Here is a 17901-nt window from a genome sequence, read left to right on the forward strand (position 1 = left end):
ATTGTGCCGGGTTTTTTTATGGGAATTTGTGATGACAATATCCACTGAATCAATGACCGGTCAGCTTTCTGAAACGCTCAGGGCTGCCACTAACGGGCTATCTAGCCAATTACGCGTCTGCCTCCCCGGCATCATACAATCTTTTAATCCGCAAGATGTTACCTGCGTCGTGCAGTTGGCGATCAACGGGCAGGACGGCGATAGCTCCATTATGTTGCCGCTGATACCCGATCTACCGGTGGTTTTCCCCCGCGGCGGCGGCGTCACGCTCACTTTCCCCATTGCTGCTGGCGATGATTGCATGGTGGTGTTCTGCGATCGTCGCATCGATTTCTGGTGGCAGAACGGCGGCGTCCAAGAGGCCGTAGCCACACGCCAGCACGATCTCTCCGATGCTTTTGTGATCGTTGGCCCGCAATCCCAGACGCAGAAAATCAGCGATATCAGCACTACGGCGGCTCAGTTGCGCAGTGATGATGGTAATACGGTGATCGGCATCAACCCCACCAGCGGGGCCATTTCTGGGACGGCACCAGGGGGATTCGATCTGAACGGTTTAAAAATCCTGCCGGATGGCCGCCTGCAATTGGTGGGAGGCGTCATAGTCGATAGCCACGTACACGGTGGTGTCGAATCCGGCGGCAACAGTACCAGGGGGCCACAATGAGATACCGACGCGAAGATTCAGACGGCGATTACGTTTTTGGCAGTGGGGATAACCATTTCCTCACCAATTCTTCCGAAGCGATCGCGCAAGCGGTAAAAACCCGCTTTGAGCTGTGGCAGGGGGAATGGTTTCTAGATGACCGCGAGGGAACCCCCTATAAGCAGGAGATACTCGGCAAACATCAATCTCCCATCTATCAACTGGCGATACGCGAGCGCATCCTCACGACACAGGGAGTCACCGAGATCGAAACCCTCGAGATCCAATTCGACACCGGCTCACGCCGGATCGCCTTTACCGCCACCATCAACACACTCTACGGAAAAATCACCGTTAACAGCGAGGCATAATGCTAAATCTCAATACGCTTGGGCTGGCGGCCACCATTGATGCCAGCGGGATCGGTGCGCCCGATTATCAAACCATCCTCAGTACGCTGACAGGGTATTTCCGCCAGATATACGGCGAGGATGCCTATTTAGAACCAGACAGCAAAGACGGGCAGATGCTGAGTCTTTTCGCCCTAGCCATGCATGATGCCAATAATTCGGCGATTGCGGTGTATAACAGCTTTAGCCCGGCAACGGCGCAGGGACGAGCGCTGGAATCCAACGTCAAGATCAACGGCATCAAGAAAAGTGCCGCATCCCGCTCTACCGTTGACGTGCGCGTCACCGGTCAGGTGGGCACCATCATCGCCAATGGTATCGTACGCGACAGTTCGGGCAATAGTTGGAGCCTACCACCCACGGTGGTTATCAGGCTAAATGGTGAGGTCATTGCGACGGCCACCAGCCGGGTCGATGGCGCAATCATTGCCCTGCCTGGGGAAGTGAATGCTATCGGCACACCTACCCGCGGCTGGCAATCGGTCACCAACCCGGCGGCGGCCACCCCGGGCCGGGCAATAGAAACAGACGCAGACTTGCGCATCAGGCAATCTCAGTCTGTCGCACTGCCCTCACGTACCGTGCTGGATGGCATCTTGGGCGCTATTACTTCTCTGCCAGGCGTGAAACGCGCACGGCCTTACGAGAATGACAGCAACCAGCCCGATGAACACGGCATTCCCGGGCATTCAATAGCTATCGTGGTCGATGGTGGGGACGCAAAAGCTATCGCCAGCACTATCGCCCTGAAAAAAACTCCAGGTGCCGGGACTTATGGCACGACGTCGATCGCGGTTAAAGACAAAAACGGCATGACGCAGAACGTCAATTTTTTCCGTAAAGCCGATGTGGCAGTTTATGTACAGGTCGAATTAAAACCGCTGATGGGTTACACCTCTGATATTGGCGAAGAGATTAAGCGCGCGATTGCCGATTATATTAACAATATCGATATCGGCGAACCGGTCAGAATACATCGGCTGTATCTCCCGGCTAACTTGAATGGGGCCGAAAACCGTGCAACCTTCGACCTGGTAGGATTAACCATCGGTACCTCGCCTGGGGCATTATCGGGAAACAACGTGGATGTCGCCTTTAACGCAGCCGCTATCAGCCATAATGACAATATCATCATCAAGGTGACGATATGAGTGAGACTAAATATCAGCGTCTCATCACCTCCTATCACAAAAGCAAACCCCGGTTTTATGACCATATCAGCCTGATAACCCATCCGCTAATTAACCTCCAACGTGTGACCAACGGCCTGCTTGGAGATTTTGATCTTGATGCTGCTGTGGGTAACCAGCTTGACGTGCTGGGGCTGTGGATCGGCATCAACCGGGAGGTTGTGACACCAATTGTGGACTACGGTATTGAGCCAACAAATGGCTCGCTACGTTTGGATGATGAGACTTACCGCACCGTTCTGCGAGCAAAAATACAGGCTAATCACTGGGACGGCACCCTGGAAACCCTTGATGGGATTTATCAAAGCATATTTACCGATGGGCAAGTGAAGGTACTGGCGATAGATAACTTTGATATGACCATGACCATCTATTTCTTTGGTGGTGATATCTCTCCGGTGCTGAGGGCGGTAATCAAATCCGGCTATCTGGATGTGAAACCCGAAGGGGTAGGCGTCAAATATGTCATTGCTGACGCGCCTTTATTTGGTTTCGATTTGAATAATGAATTTACTTCCGGCTTCGATTCTGGAGCCTGGGGAATATTGCTAGGGGCATAAAATGGCTAAGAATGAAATATTGCCTTTCGGGGCAGCAGCAGGTGCAAACGTATTAACACCGAAAGATTACGAGACGCTATCCTCGCGTTTAATGGGTTTCTCGGCGGGGATTGCGGAATCAAAACAACTGAATACGGTATGGCGACAGTCATCCATTATCGCCAACCTGATGGCACAGTTTATTGCGGACAAAAGCGGTAAGGATGTGCTGGATAATGGCGATATGGTCACGCTACGAGCTAACCTGGAAGCCGCGCTGAAAGCGTTTATTACCGCGAATATCGACAAAAACGAGTTTTTACTCAAAGCCAATAATCTGTCAGATATCGTAGATAAGGCGGTTGGCCGCGCCAATCTGGAGCTTGCCGGTATCAAAATCACCGGCAGTACCGCAGGCTCGAATGCGGGTGTCGGTACCCCCGTTGCCTCAGGTAAAGCCTCCGTCGCAATAGGCGAGAGAAGCTCAGCCAGCGCAGAAAACGCAACTGCGTTAGGCAGTGGGGCTACAGCCTCAGCAACCAACGCCACGGCAATAGGCCCGTCGGCATCGGCCTCTTTTACCAACAGTTCCGCGATTGGCTATGGTTCAACCACCACCAGAACCAATGAAGTCTCATTTGGGGCAGCCGATAAAAAACGCGTTTTGGCAAACGTTGCCCCAGGGACCCAAGACAGTGATGTGGTGATCCTGGGGCAACTTGCGCAACTGATGGCAAAAATCTGCCCACATTCAGTCGGCGATGTGGTTTTCCGTACTCACTCTCGCAGCCCGGCAACCGACTTCCCTGGCACTACCTGGCTCGATTTATCCGCATCCAATGCCGCACGCTTTATCCGTTTGGCGTCAGCAACAGGTAATGCAATGGAAATTGGCGGGAAAGATACTGCCGCGATTATGTTGTTGCCCGAGCATACACCACCACATACCCACCGTTCAGGATGGGGCTCTCCTGGTCTCAAGTGGGGATCTTACTCATCAGGCTCGGATAATCAGCTCGGCCACGATACAAATATGGCAGGCCCCCCGGCAAGGCTAGGAAGCACAGAAGAGTTGGCACAGCAGCCTTTAGATGTCACTCCAAGCTATATCACATTAAAAGCCTGGCAGCGTACGGCTTAAACAGATGGAGAATTTGTAAATGTCTGAAGGTATCAAGATATCTGATTTAGAGCGCGCCAATGCGCTGACGGGTAATGAACTGCTGGTTCTTTGCCAAAAAAATAACCAGGGAGAGTGGGAGTCTAAAAATCTCCCGCTGGAAAGCGTCAGGGATATTATCCCCTCAGGTTTGCCAGGCGAGCCTGGCAAACAGGGCACCACAGGAGCGAAAGGAGAGCCTGGCCCCATAGGACCAAAGGGCGAACCAGGCCCTGCGGGAGAAGATGGTGAGGGTGCGATTACCGATGTTGAGCCAACAACCAATCTCAATACGCTAATCACGGGCGGCGTTTATCGCTTACCCGGTGGTGTCAATGCCCAGGCATCGTATAACTTAAATTACCCGTTCGGTGTCGAACCTGGTTCAGAAACCATGATGTACGTCTCGTTAACCAATGCCTTCGGGGGATCTTACATCACACAGGTTTTTTACGGTACTCAGTTCACTTCAGATCCAGGACCTTTTGTGAGAACCAGGGCAACTAACGGAGCATGGGCAGCTTGGAGCCGGGGTATTGATGAGGGCACGTTTAAAAATCAGGGTGTGCGGCAACTCAATATGTCGCAGAACAACCTGCAGGTCCATAAGCCAGGTAGTGGCACCAGTTCTGTGTGGTATTACCAAGCCCCCAACGGGACAACGAGCAACCCCAATCCTAAAACTACCCCAACCGATAACGAAGGCATAGTGTTAGGCCTTAAAAATCCCTTTGCGAAACCCATGCAAGGTGTCTTTAGCGGCATAGCCTTGGCGGTAGATTCAAACGGTAGGGCATTTACCAACGTTGACCGGCAGAATATTGGCACAACCGAAGCCCCTGCCGATTTGAACTGGCGTGAACTGGTATCCGTACCGATCAAAAATCTGGTGGAAATTCCGGACGCCACCGCCGCAACTCAGGTTGAAACACTGAACAAGATCTTGGCAGTGATGCGGACTGCTGGAATGATAAAAAAATAGCCTTGATTGGCCGGGGAAAACCCCGGCCTAACTTTATTTCCCGGCCAGATTAGCGCCTACATCACTCCCCAGGGAACAGGAACGGGTTGATACTGCTGCGCGCAAAGCCTTCCTCTTCCATCTTGGCATCGAGGATAAGCGAAGCCAGATCGTCAGCCACCGCCTCGACCTTCGGGTCCTTCTCCTGATAGAGGATCTTCAGGTAGGTGCCACAGTCGCCACAGCTTTCCGCTTTCACCGCGGCCTGCTCACTTTCCAGTGACCAGTAGTTGAGATCGCCGGTTTGCTCGCAGTTGCTGCATTTCACCCGCACCACGTGCCATTCGCTCTCGCACAGGTTGCAGTGCAGATAGCGCAGGCCGTTCACGGTACCAAGATGCACCACGCTGGAAACCGGGATACTGCCGCAAACCGGGCAGAATTGGCGATGCTCGCCGTACTCGGCCCGTGCCTTGCCAGGGATCTGGCTGGCCATCTGCGCCCAATACAACGACAGCGCCGCCCAAAGGAACGGGGCTTTGTCACTGCCTACTTTGGCAAACTCGCCTTTCAGCAGGGCGCTGGCCAACAGCTCCAGCTCATGGGACGAGGATTTCTCCAGGTTATCCAACACCGCCAGCACGTGTGCCGGTGCCTGCGGGCGCAGTTCTGCGATCAGCGATGCCAGCAGCTTGTGCCAGTGTTCGCTGCGTGGATAGACGCTGATGTCCAACGGCGGCTTACCGCTAGCGGCGCTCTGAGTCAGAGTTTCACCGAGATCCAGCTCCAGCGGATTATCGTGGCAGGCGTTGTTCTGCGCTTGCGCAATGCTGGCAGCAAAATTGAGATAGTCACCCAGCGGATGGTCTACGGCCAGTTGCTGCAGACGTTCGGCTCGGCGGGTATAAAGGCTCTTCAAGTTGGCGAAAAGTAACGGCGGAATAGTTTCCGCCGTTGAAGACTTTTCACGCTGTGCCCCTAACTGCTCTTTAGGAACGATGCGGATACTCATCTGGGTTTGTCTTCCTGTTGTTTCTCGCGGACCTCACGGTACCAGCGCGGATGATGCTTCTTGGCCCAGGCAGCCGGCACCCAACCTTCCACCATCGCGGTAATGGTGCCTTTTACCCACAACGCGGCGTAAATGTGCACCATAATCACGATGATCAACCCCACTGCTGCCAACGAATGCACCACCAACGCGATGCGGATCAGCGGAATGGAGAAGGATGGGGCAAAGTATGGCCGCCAGATAACGATACCACTGGCCAGCAACAGCACCAGACTGATGATCGCCGCCCAGAATACGCACTTCTGACCGAAATTATAACGCCCAGTGTCACCCACTTCCTCATTCATGGCGATTTTGTGGATGTTTTTCGCCCAGACGATATCTTCCCGGTTGATCAGGTTGTGCTTCCAGTAGCGCAGGAACATCAGCAGGAACGCGACGAACATCAACACCCCGGTGAAGGGGTGAAGGATGCGTGCCAACTGTGGCGTACCAAAGATATTCATCAGCCAGTTAAAGGACGGGAACAGGAACCCCAGCCCGCTGACAGCGGCAAAAATAAAGCAGAACGCCACAATCCAGTGGTTAATCCGCTCCGGCGCGCTATAGCGCTGAATTGGCTTTTCCTTCCTCATTTGCGCGTCTCCTCATCATGATGCTCGTCCTTCGGATCCTGCTCTTCCTCTTCTTCAACGCGGTTTGGCCCCACGCCAACGTAGTGGAAGATACTGGCCGCGAAGGTGGCAGCAAACCCGATGGCGGCCAACGGCTTCCAGACCCCTTTCCAGAAGGTCACCGCCGGGCTGATGGTCGGGTTATCCGGTAAACCGTGATACAGCTGCGGTTTATCGGCGTGATGCAGTACGTACATCACGTGGGTGCCGCCCACGCCAGCCGGATCGTACAGACCGGCATTCTGGTAGCCACGGGTTTTCAGTTCATCGACACGTTCCGCCGCGACATTTTTCATCGCTTCTTTAGTGCCGAAGTGGATCGCCCCGGTCGGACAGGTTTTCACACAGGCCGGTTCCTGGCCAACGCCAACGCGGTCGACGCACAGGGTACATTTGTACACCCGGTTATCTTCCGCATTCATGCGTGGCACGTCGAACGGGCAACCGGCGATGCAGTAGCCGCAGCCGATGCAGTGTTCGGACTGGAAGTCGACGATGCCATTGGCGTACTGGATGATGGCCCCTTCCGATGGGCACGCCTTCAGGCAGCCCGGATCGGCACAGTGCATGCAGCCATCCTTGCGGATCAGCCACTCCAGCTTGCCGTGCTCCTCAACTTCGGAGAAGCGCATCACCGTCCACGATTTGGCGGTCAGATCGGCGGGGTTATCGTAAACCCCGACGTTGTGCCCCACTTCATCGCGGATATCGTTCCATTCAGAACAGGCCACCTGGCAGGCTTTGCAGCCGATACAGGTAGTGACATCGATCAGCTTGGCCACTTCTTCCTGGTGATCGCGCGCGCGCGGTGCCGGGGTGAAGCCATTGGTGGCGGATTTACGAATGATGTCTTGAGATTGCATTGCCATAATTCGTCTCCGTTACACCTTTTCCACGTTAACCAGGAACGCCTTGAACTCTGGCGTTTGCGTATTGGCGTCGCCGACAAACGGCGTCAGCGTGTTGGCGATAAAGCCCTTCTTCGCCACCCCTTCGTAACCCCAGTGGATCGGGATGCCGATGGTGTCCACGTCCTGGCCATTTACCTGCAGAGTACGAATACGTTTAGTCACCACCGCCTTGGCCTTGATATAGCCACGGTTGGAGCTGACTTTGACCGTATCGCCCTGCTTGATGCCTTTCTTCTCTGCCAGCTTCTCGCCAATTTCGATGAACTGTTCTGGCTGAGCGATGGCGTTGATCAACGCGTGTTTGGTCCAGTAGTGGAAATGTTCGGTCAGGCGATAGGTAGTACCGACATACGGGAACTTGTCGGATTTGCCCATCGCGGCCAGATCGTCTTTGAACACGCGCGCCGCCGGGTTGGACACCACGTTCGGGTGCAACGGGTTGGTGCCGAGCGGCGTTTCAAACGGCTCGTAGTGTTCAGGGAACGGCCCTTCCGCCAGTTTGTCGAGGGCAAACAGGCGGCCCATGCCTTCCGGCTGCATGATAAACGGCCCGACGTCGCTGCCCGGTGCGGCGGCGCTGTAGTCCGGGATATCAACCCCGCCCCACTTGGCACCATCCCACTCCAGCAACTGGCGTTTGGCATCCCACGGTTTACCCGCTGGATCCGCAGACGCACGGTTATACAGGATGCGGCGGTTCAGCGGCCATGCCCAAGCCCAGCCCAGCGTGTTGCCAAGGCCCGAAGGATCGGCGTTATCACGGCGCGCCATCTGGTTGCCCGCTGGCGTCCAACTGCCTGCGAAGATCCAGCAGCCACTTGCCGTGGTGCCGTCATCACGCAGGTGCGCGAAGGTGCTGAGCAGTTCGCCTTTCTTCGCCAACACTTTGCCGTCTGGATCGAGGACATCCGCCAGTGCCCGGCCGTTGCTCTCCATCGCCACTTCTTCTGGCTTCGGATTTTCCGGGGTCAGATAATCCCAGGACATATTCAGCAATTGCTCAGGGACCGCACCGCCGTCACGGGTGTACATTTCGCGCAGGCGCATCAGCAGCCCCGCCAGAATTTCACCGTCGTTCAGCGCTTCCCCTGGGGCATCGGCCCCTTTCCAGTGCCATTGCAGCCAGCGGCCAGAGTTAACGATTGAACCGTTCTCTTCGGCAAAGCAGGTGGACGGCAGGCGGAATACCTCGGTCTGGATTTTCGATGGGTCAACGTCGTTGAACTCATCGTGGTTTTGCCAGAAGTTGGCGGTTTCGGTGTTCAGCGGATCGATGGTTACCAGGAACTTCAGCTTGGCCAGCGAGGCCACCACTTTGTTCTTGTTCGGGAATGAGGCAACCGGGTTAAAGCCCTGGCAGATATAGCCATTCACTTTCCCCTGCGACATCATCTCGAAATACTGCAGCACGTCGTAGCCTTTGTCCCACTTCGGCAACCAGTCAAAGCCCCAGCTGTTATCTTTCTGCGCTTTGTCGCCGTAGAAGCTCTTCATCATGCTGACGAAGAATTTCGGGTAGTTGCTCCAGTAGTTGACCTGGCCCGGCAGCAGCGCCTTCGGCGTGTTCGCTTTCAGGTAGGTCTCCAGATCGGCCTGCTTCTCGGAAGGCAGCGTCATATAGCCCGGCAGGCTTTGTGACAGCAGACCCAAATCGGTCAGCCCCTGGATATTGGAGTGGCCACGCAGGGCGTTCACGCCACCCCCTGCCATGCCCATGTTGCCAAGCAGCAGCTGGATCATCGCCATGGTGCGGATGTTCTGCGCACCGACCGAGTGCTGTGTCCAGCCCAGGGCGTAGAGGAACGAGGCCGTCTTGTCGTTGGCGCTGGTTTCGGCGATATATTCGCACACCTTGAGGAAATCCTCGGTTGGCGTGCCGCAGATGTTGGTGACCACCTCTGGCGTATAACGGCTGATGTGCTTTTTCAGCAGGTTCCACACGCAGTTCGGGTCCTGTAGCGTAGTATCACGCTTGGCGAAACCGTTCTCGTCGAGCTGGTAGTTCCAGGTGGTTTTATCGTATTTGCGATTATCCGCGTCGTAGCCGCTGAACAGGCCGTCGTCGAAGGTGAAGTCTTCCCGCACCAGCAGGCTGGCGTTGGTGTAGGCGTCCACGTATTCGCGGTTAATCTTGTTATTGGTGATCAGGTACAGCAAGACGCCCGACAGGAAAGCAATGTCGGTACCTGAACGGATAGGCGTGTAGAAATCCGCCACGGATGCAGTACGGGTAAAGCGCGGATCGATGACGATCAGCTTGGCTTTATTATGAATTTTGGCTTCCATCGCCCAGCGGAATCCCACTGGATGCGCTTCTGCCGCATTCCCACCCATGACGATAATTAAGTCGGCGTTCTTGATATCAACCCAGTGGTTGGTCATCGCACCGCGACCAAATGTTGGAGCAAGACTTGCTACCGTTGGTCCGTGTCAGACACGCGCCTGGTTATCTACGGCAAGCATGCCGAGAGCGCGACTAAATTTTTGGGTCAGCATACCGGTTTCGTTGCTGGAGGCCGAAGCACACAGCATCCCGGTGGAGAGCCAACGGTTCACCGTTACGCCAGCGGCGTTGGTAGCTTCGAAGTTGGCATCGCGGTCTTCTTTCATCAGTTTGGCGATGCGGGTGAAGGCGTCGTCCCAACTGATGCGTTGCCACTTGTCCGAGCCTGGAGCGCGATATTCTGGGTATTGGAGACGGCTTTCGCTGTGGATGAAATCCACCAGACCTGCCCCTTTCGGGCACAGTGCACCACGGTTTACCGGATGGTCTGGATCCCCTTCGATATGGAAGATGCTCTCTTTGGCGTTTTTGGCGCCATCACCAAGGCTGTACATCAACAGCCCACAGCCGACGGAACAATACGTGCAGGTATTACGGGTTTCACGGGCGCGCAGCAACTTGTACTGCCGGGTTTCCGCCAATGCCACCGCCGGGCTAAAGCCCAGTGCGGCCACCGTGGTTCCTGCCATACCGCCAGCGCAGATCTTAAAGAACTGCCTTCTGCTGACCTGCATGGGGGGTCTCCTTTCTCTCTCGTGTTGTCACATTGTTTCAAATGACGCTTTCCCCCTCAAAGCGGGAAGCGCTAAAATCACTATTCTTATGTGGGTATTGGCCAAATGGGCCGCAACGGCGCCGCAATAATACCATAGCAGGCGTAGGGTTGTTACAAACAGGTGCCAGGAAAGTGAACAAAATTAACCAAGAGCAGCCCACAAATGTGAACGCGCTCACGGGCCTGATCCAGGCTCCGGTGTACCAGCGCGGGCAACTGACCACCACAGAGCAAGATTGGCTCGCCGAAGAGGTGCCGGTCGCGCTGGTGTATAACGGTATTTCTCACGTGGTGATGATGTGTACGCCAAAGGATCTTGAGGCGTTCGCCCTCGGTTTTTCCCTCTCGGAAGGGATTATCGACTCACCACGGGATATCTTCAGTATAGAGGTTAATCCCACCTGCAACGGCATGGAAGTACAAATCGAGCTTTCCAGCCGCCGCTTTGCCGGGCTGAAGGAGCGCCGCCGGGCGATGGCGGGCCGCACAGGGTGCGGCGTTTGTGGCATTGAACAGTTGGCGGATATCTTCCGGCCGGTCACACCACTGCCCTTCACCCAGACCTTCTCGCTGGCCAATCTCGATCGCGCCCTCAGCCAGTTGCGCCAGGTGCAGAACGTCGGCCAGTTGACGGGGTGTACCCACGCCGCAGGTTGGATCTCACCGCAGGGTGAACTACTGGGCGGCTGCGAAGACGTTGGCCGCCATGTGGCACTGGACAAAATGATCGGCATACGCGCCAAACAGGGCTGGCAGCAAGGGGCGATCCTGGTTTCCAGCCGGGCCAGCTACGAGATGGTGCAAAAATCCGCCATGTGCGGCGCCGAGATCCTGTTCGTAGTGTCTGCCGCCACCTCGCTGGCGGTGGAAATCGCCGAGCGCAGCAACCTGACATTGGTTGGCTTTAGCAAGCCAGGCCGGGCAACGGTGTTTACTCACCCGCAGCGTATTACCGATTAATCCCTAAACCACACAGTCTGTAGGGCATTGATAATCATTTTCAATATCATTTAATTAATTATAATGCATCATACTGCTTACGCGGTGCTCACATTTTGCGCCGCCCTACACTACTGGAGATGATGATCATGAGTTATTCACTGCCATCCCTACCTTACGCTTACGACGCACTAGAACCGCATTTCGACAAGCAGACGATGGAAATCCATCACACCAAACACCACCAGACCTATGTCAACAACGCCAACACCGTGCTGGAAGCGTACCCTGAGCTGGCTTCGCTGAGCGTAGAAGAGCTGATCCAGGATCTGGATAAAGTCCCTGCAGACAAGCGCACCTTTATGCGCAACAACGCAGGCGGCCACGCTAACCACAGCCTGTTCTGGAAAGGTCTGAAAACCGGCACCACGCTGGGTGGCGATCTGAAAGCCGCTATCGAGCGCGATTTCGGCAGCGTAGAGAAATTCCAGGAAGAGTTCGAGAAAGCCGCCGCCACCCGTTTCGGTTCTGGCTGGGCTTGGCTGGTGCTGAAAGGCGACAAACTGGCCGTGGTATCTACCGCTAACCAGGACAGCCCGCTGATGGGCGAAGCCGTCTCCGGCGCTTCAGGCTTGCCAATCGTTGGCCTGGACGTGTGGGAACACGCTTACTACCTGAAATTCCAGAACCGTCGCCCTGACTACATCAAGGCATTCTGGAACGTGGTGAACTGGGACGAAGCGGCCAAACGCTTCGCCGAAGCCAAGAAATAATTTGGCTTATCTCCGATGATGCCCGCTGATGCGGGCATTTTTTTGCCCGTTGTCCGCTAAAGTTTAACCGCCCCTTGCCGATGCTTTGTTCAATTGACCAACGCCTAAAGAGGGATAAATCATGGCGGCATTGCAAACTTTGGCAGGAAAAATCGTTCATCTCACCGTAGGTAAAAAACTCGGACTCGGATTCTCTCTGATGTTGATACTGGCGATCGTTATCGCTGGCACCGGGATAACCTACCTCAATCTTATCGAATCACGCAGCGACCGCATCGATTTCAGCTATCAGTTAACGGGCGAAATCAGTCAGGCTAAATACACCCGGGCCATGTTTAGCCAAAATTACAATACCGACTACCTTGAACGTAACCGCAAACATATCGAGAACGCGTTGCAGCTGGCCAGCCACGCGCAAAACCTGAATTGGGATGCGCAAAGCCGCAAGGATCTGGAACTTTTGGTGGTGTTGCTGGGTAACTATGAGCAACAACAGAAAATGTTTGCCAAAGCCGTAGCAGATAAAGACGCGGTGCGAGCCAGCTGGAACATGTCCGAAGTTCAGGACAGCCTGAGCCAGGTTGAACGCCAACTGGGTGCTACCGATCTGCAACTGGCGTTTATCCAGTTGAACCAGAAGCTGACCCAGATCCGCTACTATGCCCGTGGCCTGGTGCTGCAACCCAATCGCGACTCCGAAATCCCATTACTCAGCGCTATCGACGACGCCCGTAGCGCCGCCAACACGCTCAGCCAACGCCTGAACGAGTCACAGCGCCCGTTGCTCCAACCTCTGTTGACCGTGCTTGACGAGTATAAAGGCCACATCGCGGCCTACCTGCCCGCCGTTGAGAATGAGATCAAGATCAGTAAACAGCTCGGCGGCTACGCTGACGAGATCGGTACGCTGGTTAACAATTTCATGAAGGATGAGCTGACGCAGACGCACAATAATATCAATACCGCACAGTGGCAGATGGGGATCACCACGGCGATCGCCATTCTTGCTGGCCTACTGGTGTCATGGCGTATCACATTGCAGATCACTCGCCCACTCAACAGCACCCTGGAACTGGCAGAACGCATTGCCAAGGGAGATCTACGTCAGGCACAAACCAGCACTCGCCGTGATGAACTGGGCCAGTTGCTCAATGCCGTCGCCGCCATGAGCCAGAACCTGCGCGATATGATTGAGAAAATCCAGATGGGGGTCAGCCAGGTCTCCACCGCCGCCGGGGAAATCGCTGCGGGCAATACCGATCTCTCTTCACGTACCGAACAGCAGGCCGCCGCGGTGGAAGAAACCGCCGCCAGCATGGAACAGCTCACCGCGACGGTGAAGCAGAATGCCGACAACGCCCATCACGCCAACCAGCTGGCGACCGATGCCTCGCAAACCGCACAGCAGGGCGGCAAACTGGTCAACAACGTCGTCAGCACCATGCGGGATATTTCCAACAGTTCGCAGCGGATCGCCGAAATTACCACCCTGATCAACGGCATTGCCTTCCAGACCAACATCCTGGCCCTGAACGCCGCCGTAGAGGCCGCCCGGGCAGGCGAGCAAGGGCGCGGTTTCTCGGTTGTTGCCAGCGAAGTCCGCAATCTGGCCCAGCGCAGCGCCCAGGCGGCGAAAGAAATCGAAGGGTTGATCACCGAGTCGGTCAACCGGGTACAGAGCGGTACCGCACTGGTGGAAGACACCGGCAACACCATGGAACAAATCGTCCGCTCGGTCACCCACGTGCGCGATATCATGGCTGAAATAGCCGCCGCCTCCGATGAACAGACTAGGGGCATCGCGCAGATTGGCCAGGCCATCGTGGAAATGGATCACACCACTCAGCAAAACGCCGCGCTAGTGGAAGAGTCTGCCGCTGCCGCCGATTCGCTGGAAGAGCAGGCCGAAATGCTACTGCAAAGCGTCTCGGTATTCCGCCTGGCAGATAAGGCTGCGCCAGTGGAGGCGAAAGCCACACAGCTCAAATCGCCATCAATGGCCAAACCGAGCACCAACGCCGAAGACAACTGGACGACCTTCTAACCCCTCCGCCCGCCCGGTGATCTCCGGGCGGGTTATTCTGTTCCTCCCCCTCGACTCAGGCTATGCTAGACGGCATTAACGAGCGTGAATGGAGGCTAGCATGCACCACCCAGACGTCTATCTCGGTTCGATTCAACCCTATGAAGGTGGCCGCCCCAGCGCTATCGCCAAACGCCTGGTGGAGGGTATGCTAAAGCTTACTCCATTGGGTCTGGCAGGCGATGAGCAGGCAGAAAAAAGCTACCACGGCGGGCCTGACCGCGCCCTTTGCCACTACCCGCGCGAGCATTACGACCACTGGCGTGAACAGTTCCCCGCACAGGCAGAACAGTTCTGCGCGCCAGCCTTTGGTGAGAATATTTCGACCCTCGGCCTGACCGAGCATAACGTGTTTATGGGGGATATTTTCCGCTGGGGCGAAGCGCTGATCCAGGTGACCCAACCGCGCTCTCCGTGTTTCAAACTCAATTACCATTTCGCTATTAACGATATTTCGGTGCTGATGCAGCAAACCGGTCGCTGCGGCTGGCTGTATCGCGTGGTATCAACTGGGATGGTCAGTGGTGATCAGCCACTGGAGCTGGTAACCCGCAATAGTGATGTTTCCGTCGCAGAAGCCATCAGCATCACCTGGCACATGCCGTTCGATGAAGAGCAATACCGTCGTTTACTGTCGGTGGCGGGGCTGTCGTCCAGTTGGAGCAAAACCATGCTGACGCGCATCACCAGCGGCAAAATCGAAGACCTCAACCGCCGTCTGCTTGGCCGTTAATCGGCACCAGGCAGAAGACATCTATCGACCTGGATTAGGGAGCTGCGTTATGGCTACATCACCTCATTCCATTCATCACGCGGCAGCGGCTGGCTATCAGGCCAATGCGGATCGCTACGTTTTAGGCCGCCCGGATTATCCGGCGGAAATCGCCGTTTGGCTGCGTGAGGTACTCGAGTTACAGCCCGGTAAGACCGTCATCGATCTGGGCGCAGGCACCGGCAAGTTCACTCCGCGTCTACTGGAGACCGGTGCCAACGTCATCGCCGTTGAACCGGTGGCGCAGATGCTGGAAAAGCTGGCGGCGGCATTCCCCCAGGTGAAAACGCTGGCAGGTACCGCCGAATCACTCCCGCTGCCGGATGAGTCTGTGGATGCCGTGGTGTGCGCGCAGTCCTTTCACTGGTTTGCCACACGTCAGGCTCTGGCGGAAATTCAGCGCGTGCTGAAACCCGGTGGCAAACTTGGCCTGGTGTGGAATATGCGCGATGCGCGGGTTGGCTGGGTACGCAAACTCAATCAGATAGTCGATCGCCACGAAGGGGATGCGCCGCGTTTTTATATCGGTGAATGGCGCAGGCTGTTTCCTTACCCGGGTTTTGCCCAGCTACAGGAACAGGTGTTTATGCTGGGGCATAGCGGAGCGCCGGAGGATGTGATTTATAACCGTGTGCGATCCACCAGCTTTATCGCCGCGTTGCCGCAACAACAGCAGGAACAGGTGATCGAACAAATTCGCCAACTGGTGGCAGAGGAAGAGGAGCTGCGGGGGAAGGAAACGCTCACGGTGCCTTACCAGACCTGCGCGTTCTTTACGACTAAAGCCGGATAAAACAACCCGGAGAACATCGTCAGGCTAAGACGATGTTCTCCGGGGCTGGTTATCAGAACGCTTTTTTGGCGTAGCCGGTAACCACTTTCAGGCCCATCTCGCGGCCAAGTGCGGTCATTGGGTGCACCACGATCAGGCCACGGGCGCTTTTCTTCAGCGTGCCCATATCCGCCTGCTCTTTCTTGGTGATCTCACGGCTGAACGGCAGCTGGCTCAACTTCTGCGCTTCCGCACTCAGTTTTTCCACGCGCACGTTTTTCAGGCGCTCGATCTCGGTCTTCAACTTCTCTTTTTCTTTGAGATGTTGCGCAATCAGGTCGGTGTTACCCTGCTGGATCACCACGGTGTCTTTGTGGTTCAGTGCGTCCAGCAAATCGCTCAGGCGCTTAATCTCGGCTTTTTCTTTCTCTTTCATCGTCTCTGGCCTGTTTTGTTCTATGGCGTAAAAAATATTTCGCTAGTGTAGCAAAATGCACGGCAGGTTACTCCTCACCTTGCGCAATTCCCGCAGGCAGGCCGCTCATCTCACAGGCTTTTGCCCCCACCCGCGCCAGCGCCTGGGTATAACGGGCGTTAAATGGATAGCAGCAGGAGAGGCGCAGCCCGTTATGATAACGCCCGCTTGGAGAATATAGCGTTCCGGGCGTCAGGCAGATCTGCTCATCCAGCAACTGATGGAACAGCGCCACCGTATCCACCCCTGGTGGGAACTCCACCCAGAACACAAACCCACCGGCAGGCTGGGTAGCTCTTGTCCCGCACGGGAAATGGCGGGCAATCAGCGCCCTGGCCTCTTCCACCTGCGCCGCATAGCGTTTGCGCAAATTGCGCAGATGATGATCGTATCCCCCCGCCTCCAGGAACATGGCCAGCGTCTCTGACAACAAGTGCGACTCCGACATCGAAGACACCGCCTTCAGCTTGCGCAGCGCATCACTGAACCGCCCGCCGACCACCCAGCCAATGCGGAAATCCGGTGCCAGCGTTTTAGTGAAGCTGGAGCAAAACAGTACCCAGCCGTCGCTATCGAACGCCTTCACCGCCGGGCTGAGCGCGCTGCCAAATTGCAGCTCGGCATACAGCCCATCTTCGATCAGCGGCACTTGATGATCGTTCATCAAGCGTGCCAGCCGTTTTTTCGACGCCAGCGGCATGGTGCAGCCCAGCGGATTCTGTATCGTCGGCATGGCGATGACCGCATTCAGCCGTTTCTCCTGCAGCAGCAACTCCAGCGCATCCAGCGACAGGCCATGCTGCGGGTCGGTGGGGATTTCCAGCGCTTTCAACCCCAGGCTGGCGAGCAGCGGCAACAGGTAAAAATAGGTAGGCGACTCCAACCCCACGCAGTCGCCCGGCTTGGTGGTCACCCTGAGCGCCAGCTGCAAGGCTTCCATGCAACCGTGCGTCAGCGTGATATCACTCGGCTCCAGCAACATGCCCAACGTCATCGAGCGCCGGGCGATCTGTTGGCGCAACCGCAGGCTGCCCGGCGGCAAAGCGTATTGGCCAATCAGATTAGGCTGGCGGCGTAACTGCGATGACAACATCCGCCCCAGCTTGCCACCGGGATAAAAATCCACGGTTTGCGGGCAGGCGAGCGACAAATTGGTGAAGGCCGGGTTCTGCTGGGCGGCGAAAACCGTATCGATCAGGGCCAGCACATCATCCGCCGGTTGCTCTACCCGGTTGCTGGGTGCCGACGCCGTTTTCAACGCAGGCAAGGTCGCCCGCACGTAAAAACCAGACTGTGGCCGCGCCTCGATCAGCCCCCGGTCTTCCAACTGGCGATAGGCTGCCACCACGGTATTGATGCTGACGCTGTGGCTCTGTGCGCAGCGGCGCACCGAAGGCAGGCGGCTACCGGGCGGTAAAGTGCCACGGTGGATAGCAGCCGACAATGTCTCCGCCAGTTGCAGGTAGCGGGTTTCCGGGATCTCGTCGAGCAGGGTCACAATTTCTCTCCAGGCATTGGGTACAGTT

The 17901-nt window shown here is 56.0% G+C and carries 17 protein-coding genes; 11 read left to right on the forward strand and 6 right to left on the reverse strand.

All coding sequences use genetic code 11. From position 1 onward, the window contains the following. The first annotated feature begins 52 nt into the window (after positions 1-52). From ACKWMY_RS24505 to ACKWMY_RS24530, 6 genes are read left to right on the forward strand one after another with little or no spacing between them, the layout of a single operon-like run. On the forward strand, positions 53-667 hold the full coding sequence (locus ACKWMY_RS24505; protein ID WP_237657403.1) for a Gp138 family membrane-puncturing spike protein: 615 nt from the start codon (positions 53-55) through the stop codon (positions 665-667). Further along, complete coding sequence (locus ACKWMY_RS24510) at positions 664-1017, forward strand: hypothetical protein (RefSeq protein ID WP_253083095.1); 354 nt, start codon at positions 664-666, stop codon at positions 1015-1017. The genes ACKWMY_RS24505 and ACKWMY_RS24510 overlap by 4 nt, the downstream gene beginning before the upstream one ends. Further along, on the forward strand, positions 1014-2207 hold the full coding sequence (locus tag ACKWMY_RS24515) for a baseplate J/gp47 family protein (RefSeq protein WP_409487231.1): 1194 nt from the start codon (positions 1014-1016) through the stop codon (positions 2205-2207). Before ACKWMY_RS24510 ends, ACKWMY_RS24515 begins: the two co-directional genes overlap by 4 nt. Next, positions 2204-2806: a DUF2612 domain-containing protein gene (locus tag ACKWMY_RS24520; RefSeq protein WP_409487216.1), complete on the forward strand. Its 603-nt coding sequence runs from the start codon at positions 2204-2206 to the stop codon at positions 2804-2806. The genes ACKWMY_RS24515 and ACKWMY_RS24520 overlap by 4 nt, the downstream gene beginning before the upstream one ends. 1 nt (position 2807) lies before the next feature. Next, positions 2808-3926 carry a hypothetical protein gene (locus ACKWMY_RS24525; RefSeq protein ID WP_409487217.1) on the forward strand — a complete coding sequence of 373 codons (1119 nt, stop codon included), beginning with the start codon at positions 2808-2810 and terminating at the stop codon, positions 3924-3926. 19 nt (positions 3927-3945) lie between these two features. Beyond that, positions 3946-4926: a hypothetical protein gene (locus tag ACKWMY_RS24530; protein ID WP_409487218.1), complete on the forward strand. Its 981-nt coding sequence runs from the start codon at positions 3946-3948 to the stop codon at positions 4924-4926. Positions 4927-4987: 61 nt separating this feature from the next. Here ACKWMY_RS24530 and fdhE read toward each other — a convergent pair whose 3' ends face one another. From fdhE to fdnG, 4 genes are read right to left on the reverse strand one after another with little or no spacing between them, the layout of a single operon-like run. Beyond that, positions 4988-5917: a formate dehydrogenase accessory protein FdhE gene (gene fdhE, locus ACKWMY_RS24535; protein ID WP_308872437.1), complete on the reverse strand. Its 930-nt coding sequence runs from the start codon at positions 5915-5917 to the stop codon at positions 4988-4990. Then, a complete protein-coding gene (gene fdoI / locus ACKWMY_RS24540) occupies positions 5914-6552 on the reverse strand; it encodes a formate dehydrogenase cytochrome b556 subunit (protein WP_024527318.1) in 639 nt (212 codons plus the stop codon). Before fdoI ends, fdhE begins: the two co-directional genes overlap by 4 nt. Further along, complete coding sequence (gene fdxH, locus ACKWMY_RS24545) at positions 6549-7460, reverse strand: formate dehydrogenase subunit beta (protein WP_021807291.1); 912 nt, start codon at positions 7458-7460, stop codon at positions 6549-6551. Before fdxH ends, fdoI begins: the two co-directional genes overlap by 4 nt. A 12-nt stretch (positions 7461-7472) precedes the next feature. Further along, on the reverse strand, positions 7473-10520 hold the full coding sequence (gene fdnG, locus ACKWMY_RS24550; RefSeq protein WP_080673316.1) for a formate dehydrogenase-N subunit alpha: 3048 nt from the start codon (positions 10518-10520) through the stop codon (positions 7473-7475). 173 nt (positions 10521-10693) lie between these two features. Here fdnG and fdhD point away from each other — a divergent pair, with 173 nt between their 5' ends. The 5 genes from fdhD to ACKWMY_RS24575 all read left to right on the forward strand — a co-directional run bounded on the left by fdhD (position 10694) and on the right by ACKWMY_RS24575 (position 15921). Further along, positions 10694-11521 carry a formate dehydrogenase accessory sulfurtransferase FdhD gene (gene fdhD / locus ACKWMY_RS24555; RefSeq protein WP_037434388.1) on the forward strand — a complete coding sequence of 276 codons (828 nt, stop codon included), beginning with the start codon at positions 10694-10696 and terminating at the stop codon, positions 11519-11521. A 128-nt stretch (positions 11522-11649) separates the two neighbouring features. Beyond that, entirely contained in the window at positions 11650-12273 is a 624-nt protein-coding gene (sodA, locus tag ACKWMY_RS24560) for a superoxide dismutase [Mn] (RefSeq protein WP_024483271.1), read from the forward strand. A gap of 121 nt (positions 12274-12394) precedes the next feature. Continuing rightward, entirely contained in the window at positions 12395-14317 is a 1923-nt protein-coding gene (locus ACKWMY_RS24565; RefSeq protein ID WP_409487219.1) for a methyl-accepting chemotaxis protein, read from the forward strand. 100 nt (positions 14318-14417) lie between these two features. After that, entirely contained in the window at positions 14418-15089 is a 672-nt protein-coding gene (gene yiiM, locus ACKWMY_RS24570; RefSeq protein WP_409487220.1) for a 6-hydroxyaminopurine reductase, read from the forward strand. Positions 15090-15138: 49 nt separating this feature from the next. Then, positions 15139-15921 carry a class I SAM-dependent methyltransferase gene (locus tag ACKWMY_RS24575; RefSeq protein WP_409487221.1) on the forward strand — a complete coding sequence of 261 codons (783 nt, stop codon included), beginning with the start codon at positions 15139-15141 and terminating at the stop codon, positions 15919-15921. Positions 15922-15973: 52 nt separating this feature from the next. Here the strand turns inward: ACKWMY_RS24575 and ACKWMY_RS24580 are convergent, their stop codons facing one another. Both ACKWMY_RS24580 and ACKWMY_RS24585 read right to left on the reverse strand, forming a co-directional pair. After that, positions 15974-16336: a YibL family ribosome-associated protein gene (locus ACKWMY_RS24580; RefSeq protein ID WP_024483275.1), complete on the reverse strand. Its 363-nt coding sequence runs from the start codon at positions 16334-16336 to the stop codon at positions 15974-15976. Positions 16337-16403: 67 nt separating this feature from the next. After that, the gene (locus ACKWMY_RS24585) at positions 16404-17873 is read right to left on the reverse strand and encodes a PLP-dependent aminotransferase family protein (protein WP_065683440.1); all 1470 of its coding nucleotides are present in this window, start codon (positions 17871-17873) and stop codon (positions 16404-16406) included. Positions 17874-17901 lie beyond the last annotated feature (28 nt).

It is taken from the genome of Serratia sp. J2, from assembly GCF_046269175.1.
Classification (GTDB): Bacteria; Pseudomonadota; Gammaproteobacteria; order Enterobacterales; family Enterobacteriaceae; genus Chania; species Chania fonticola_C.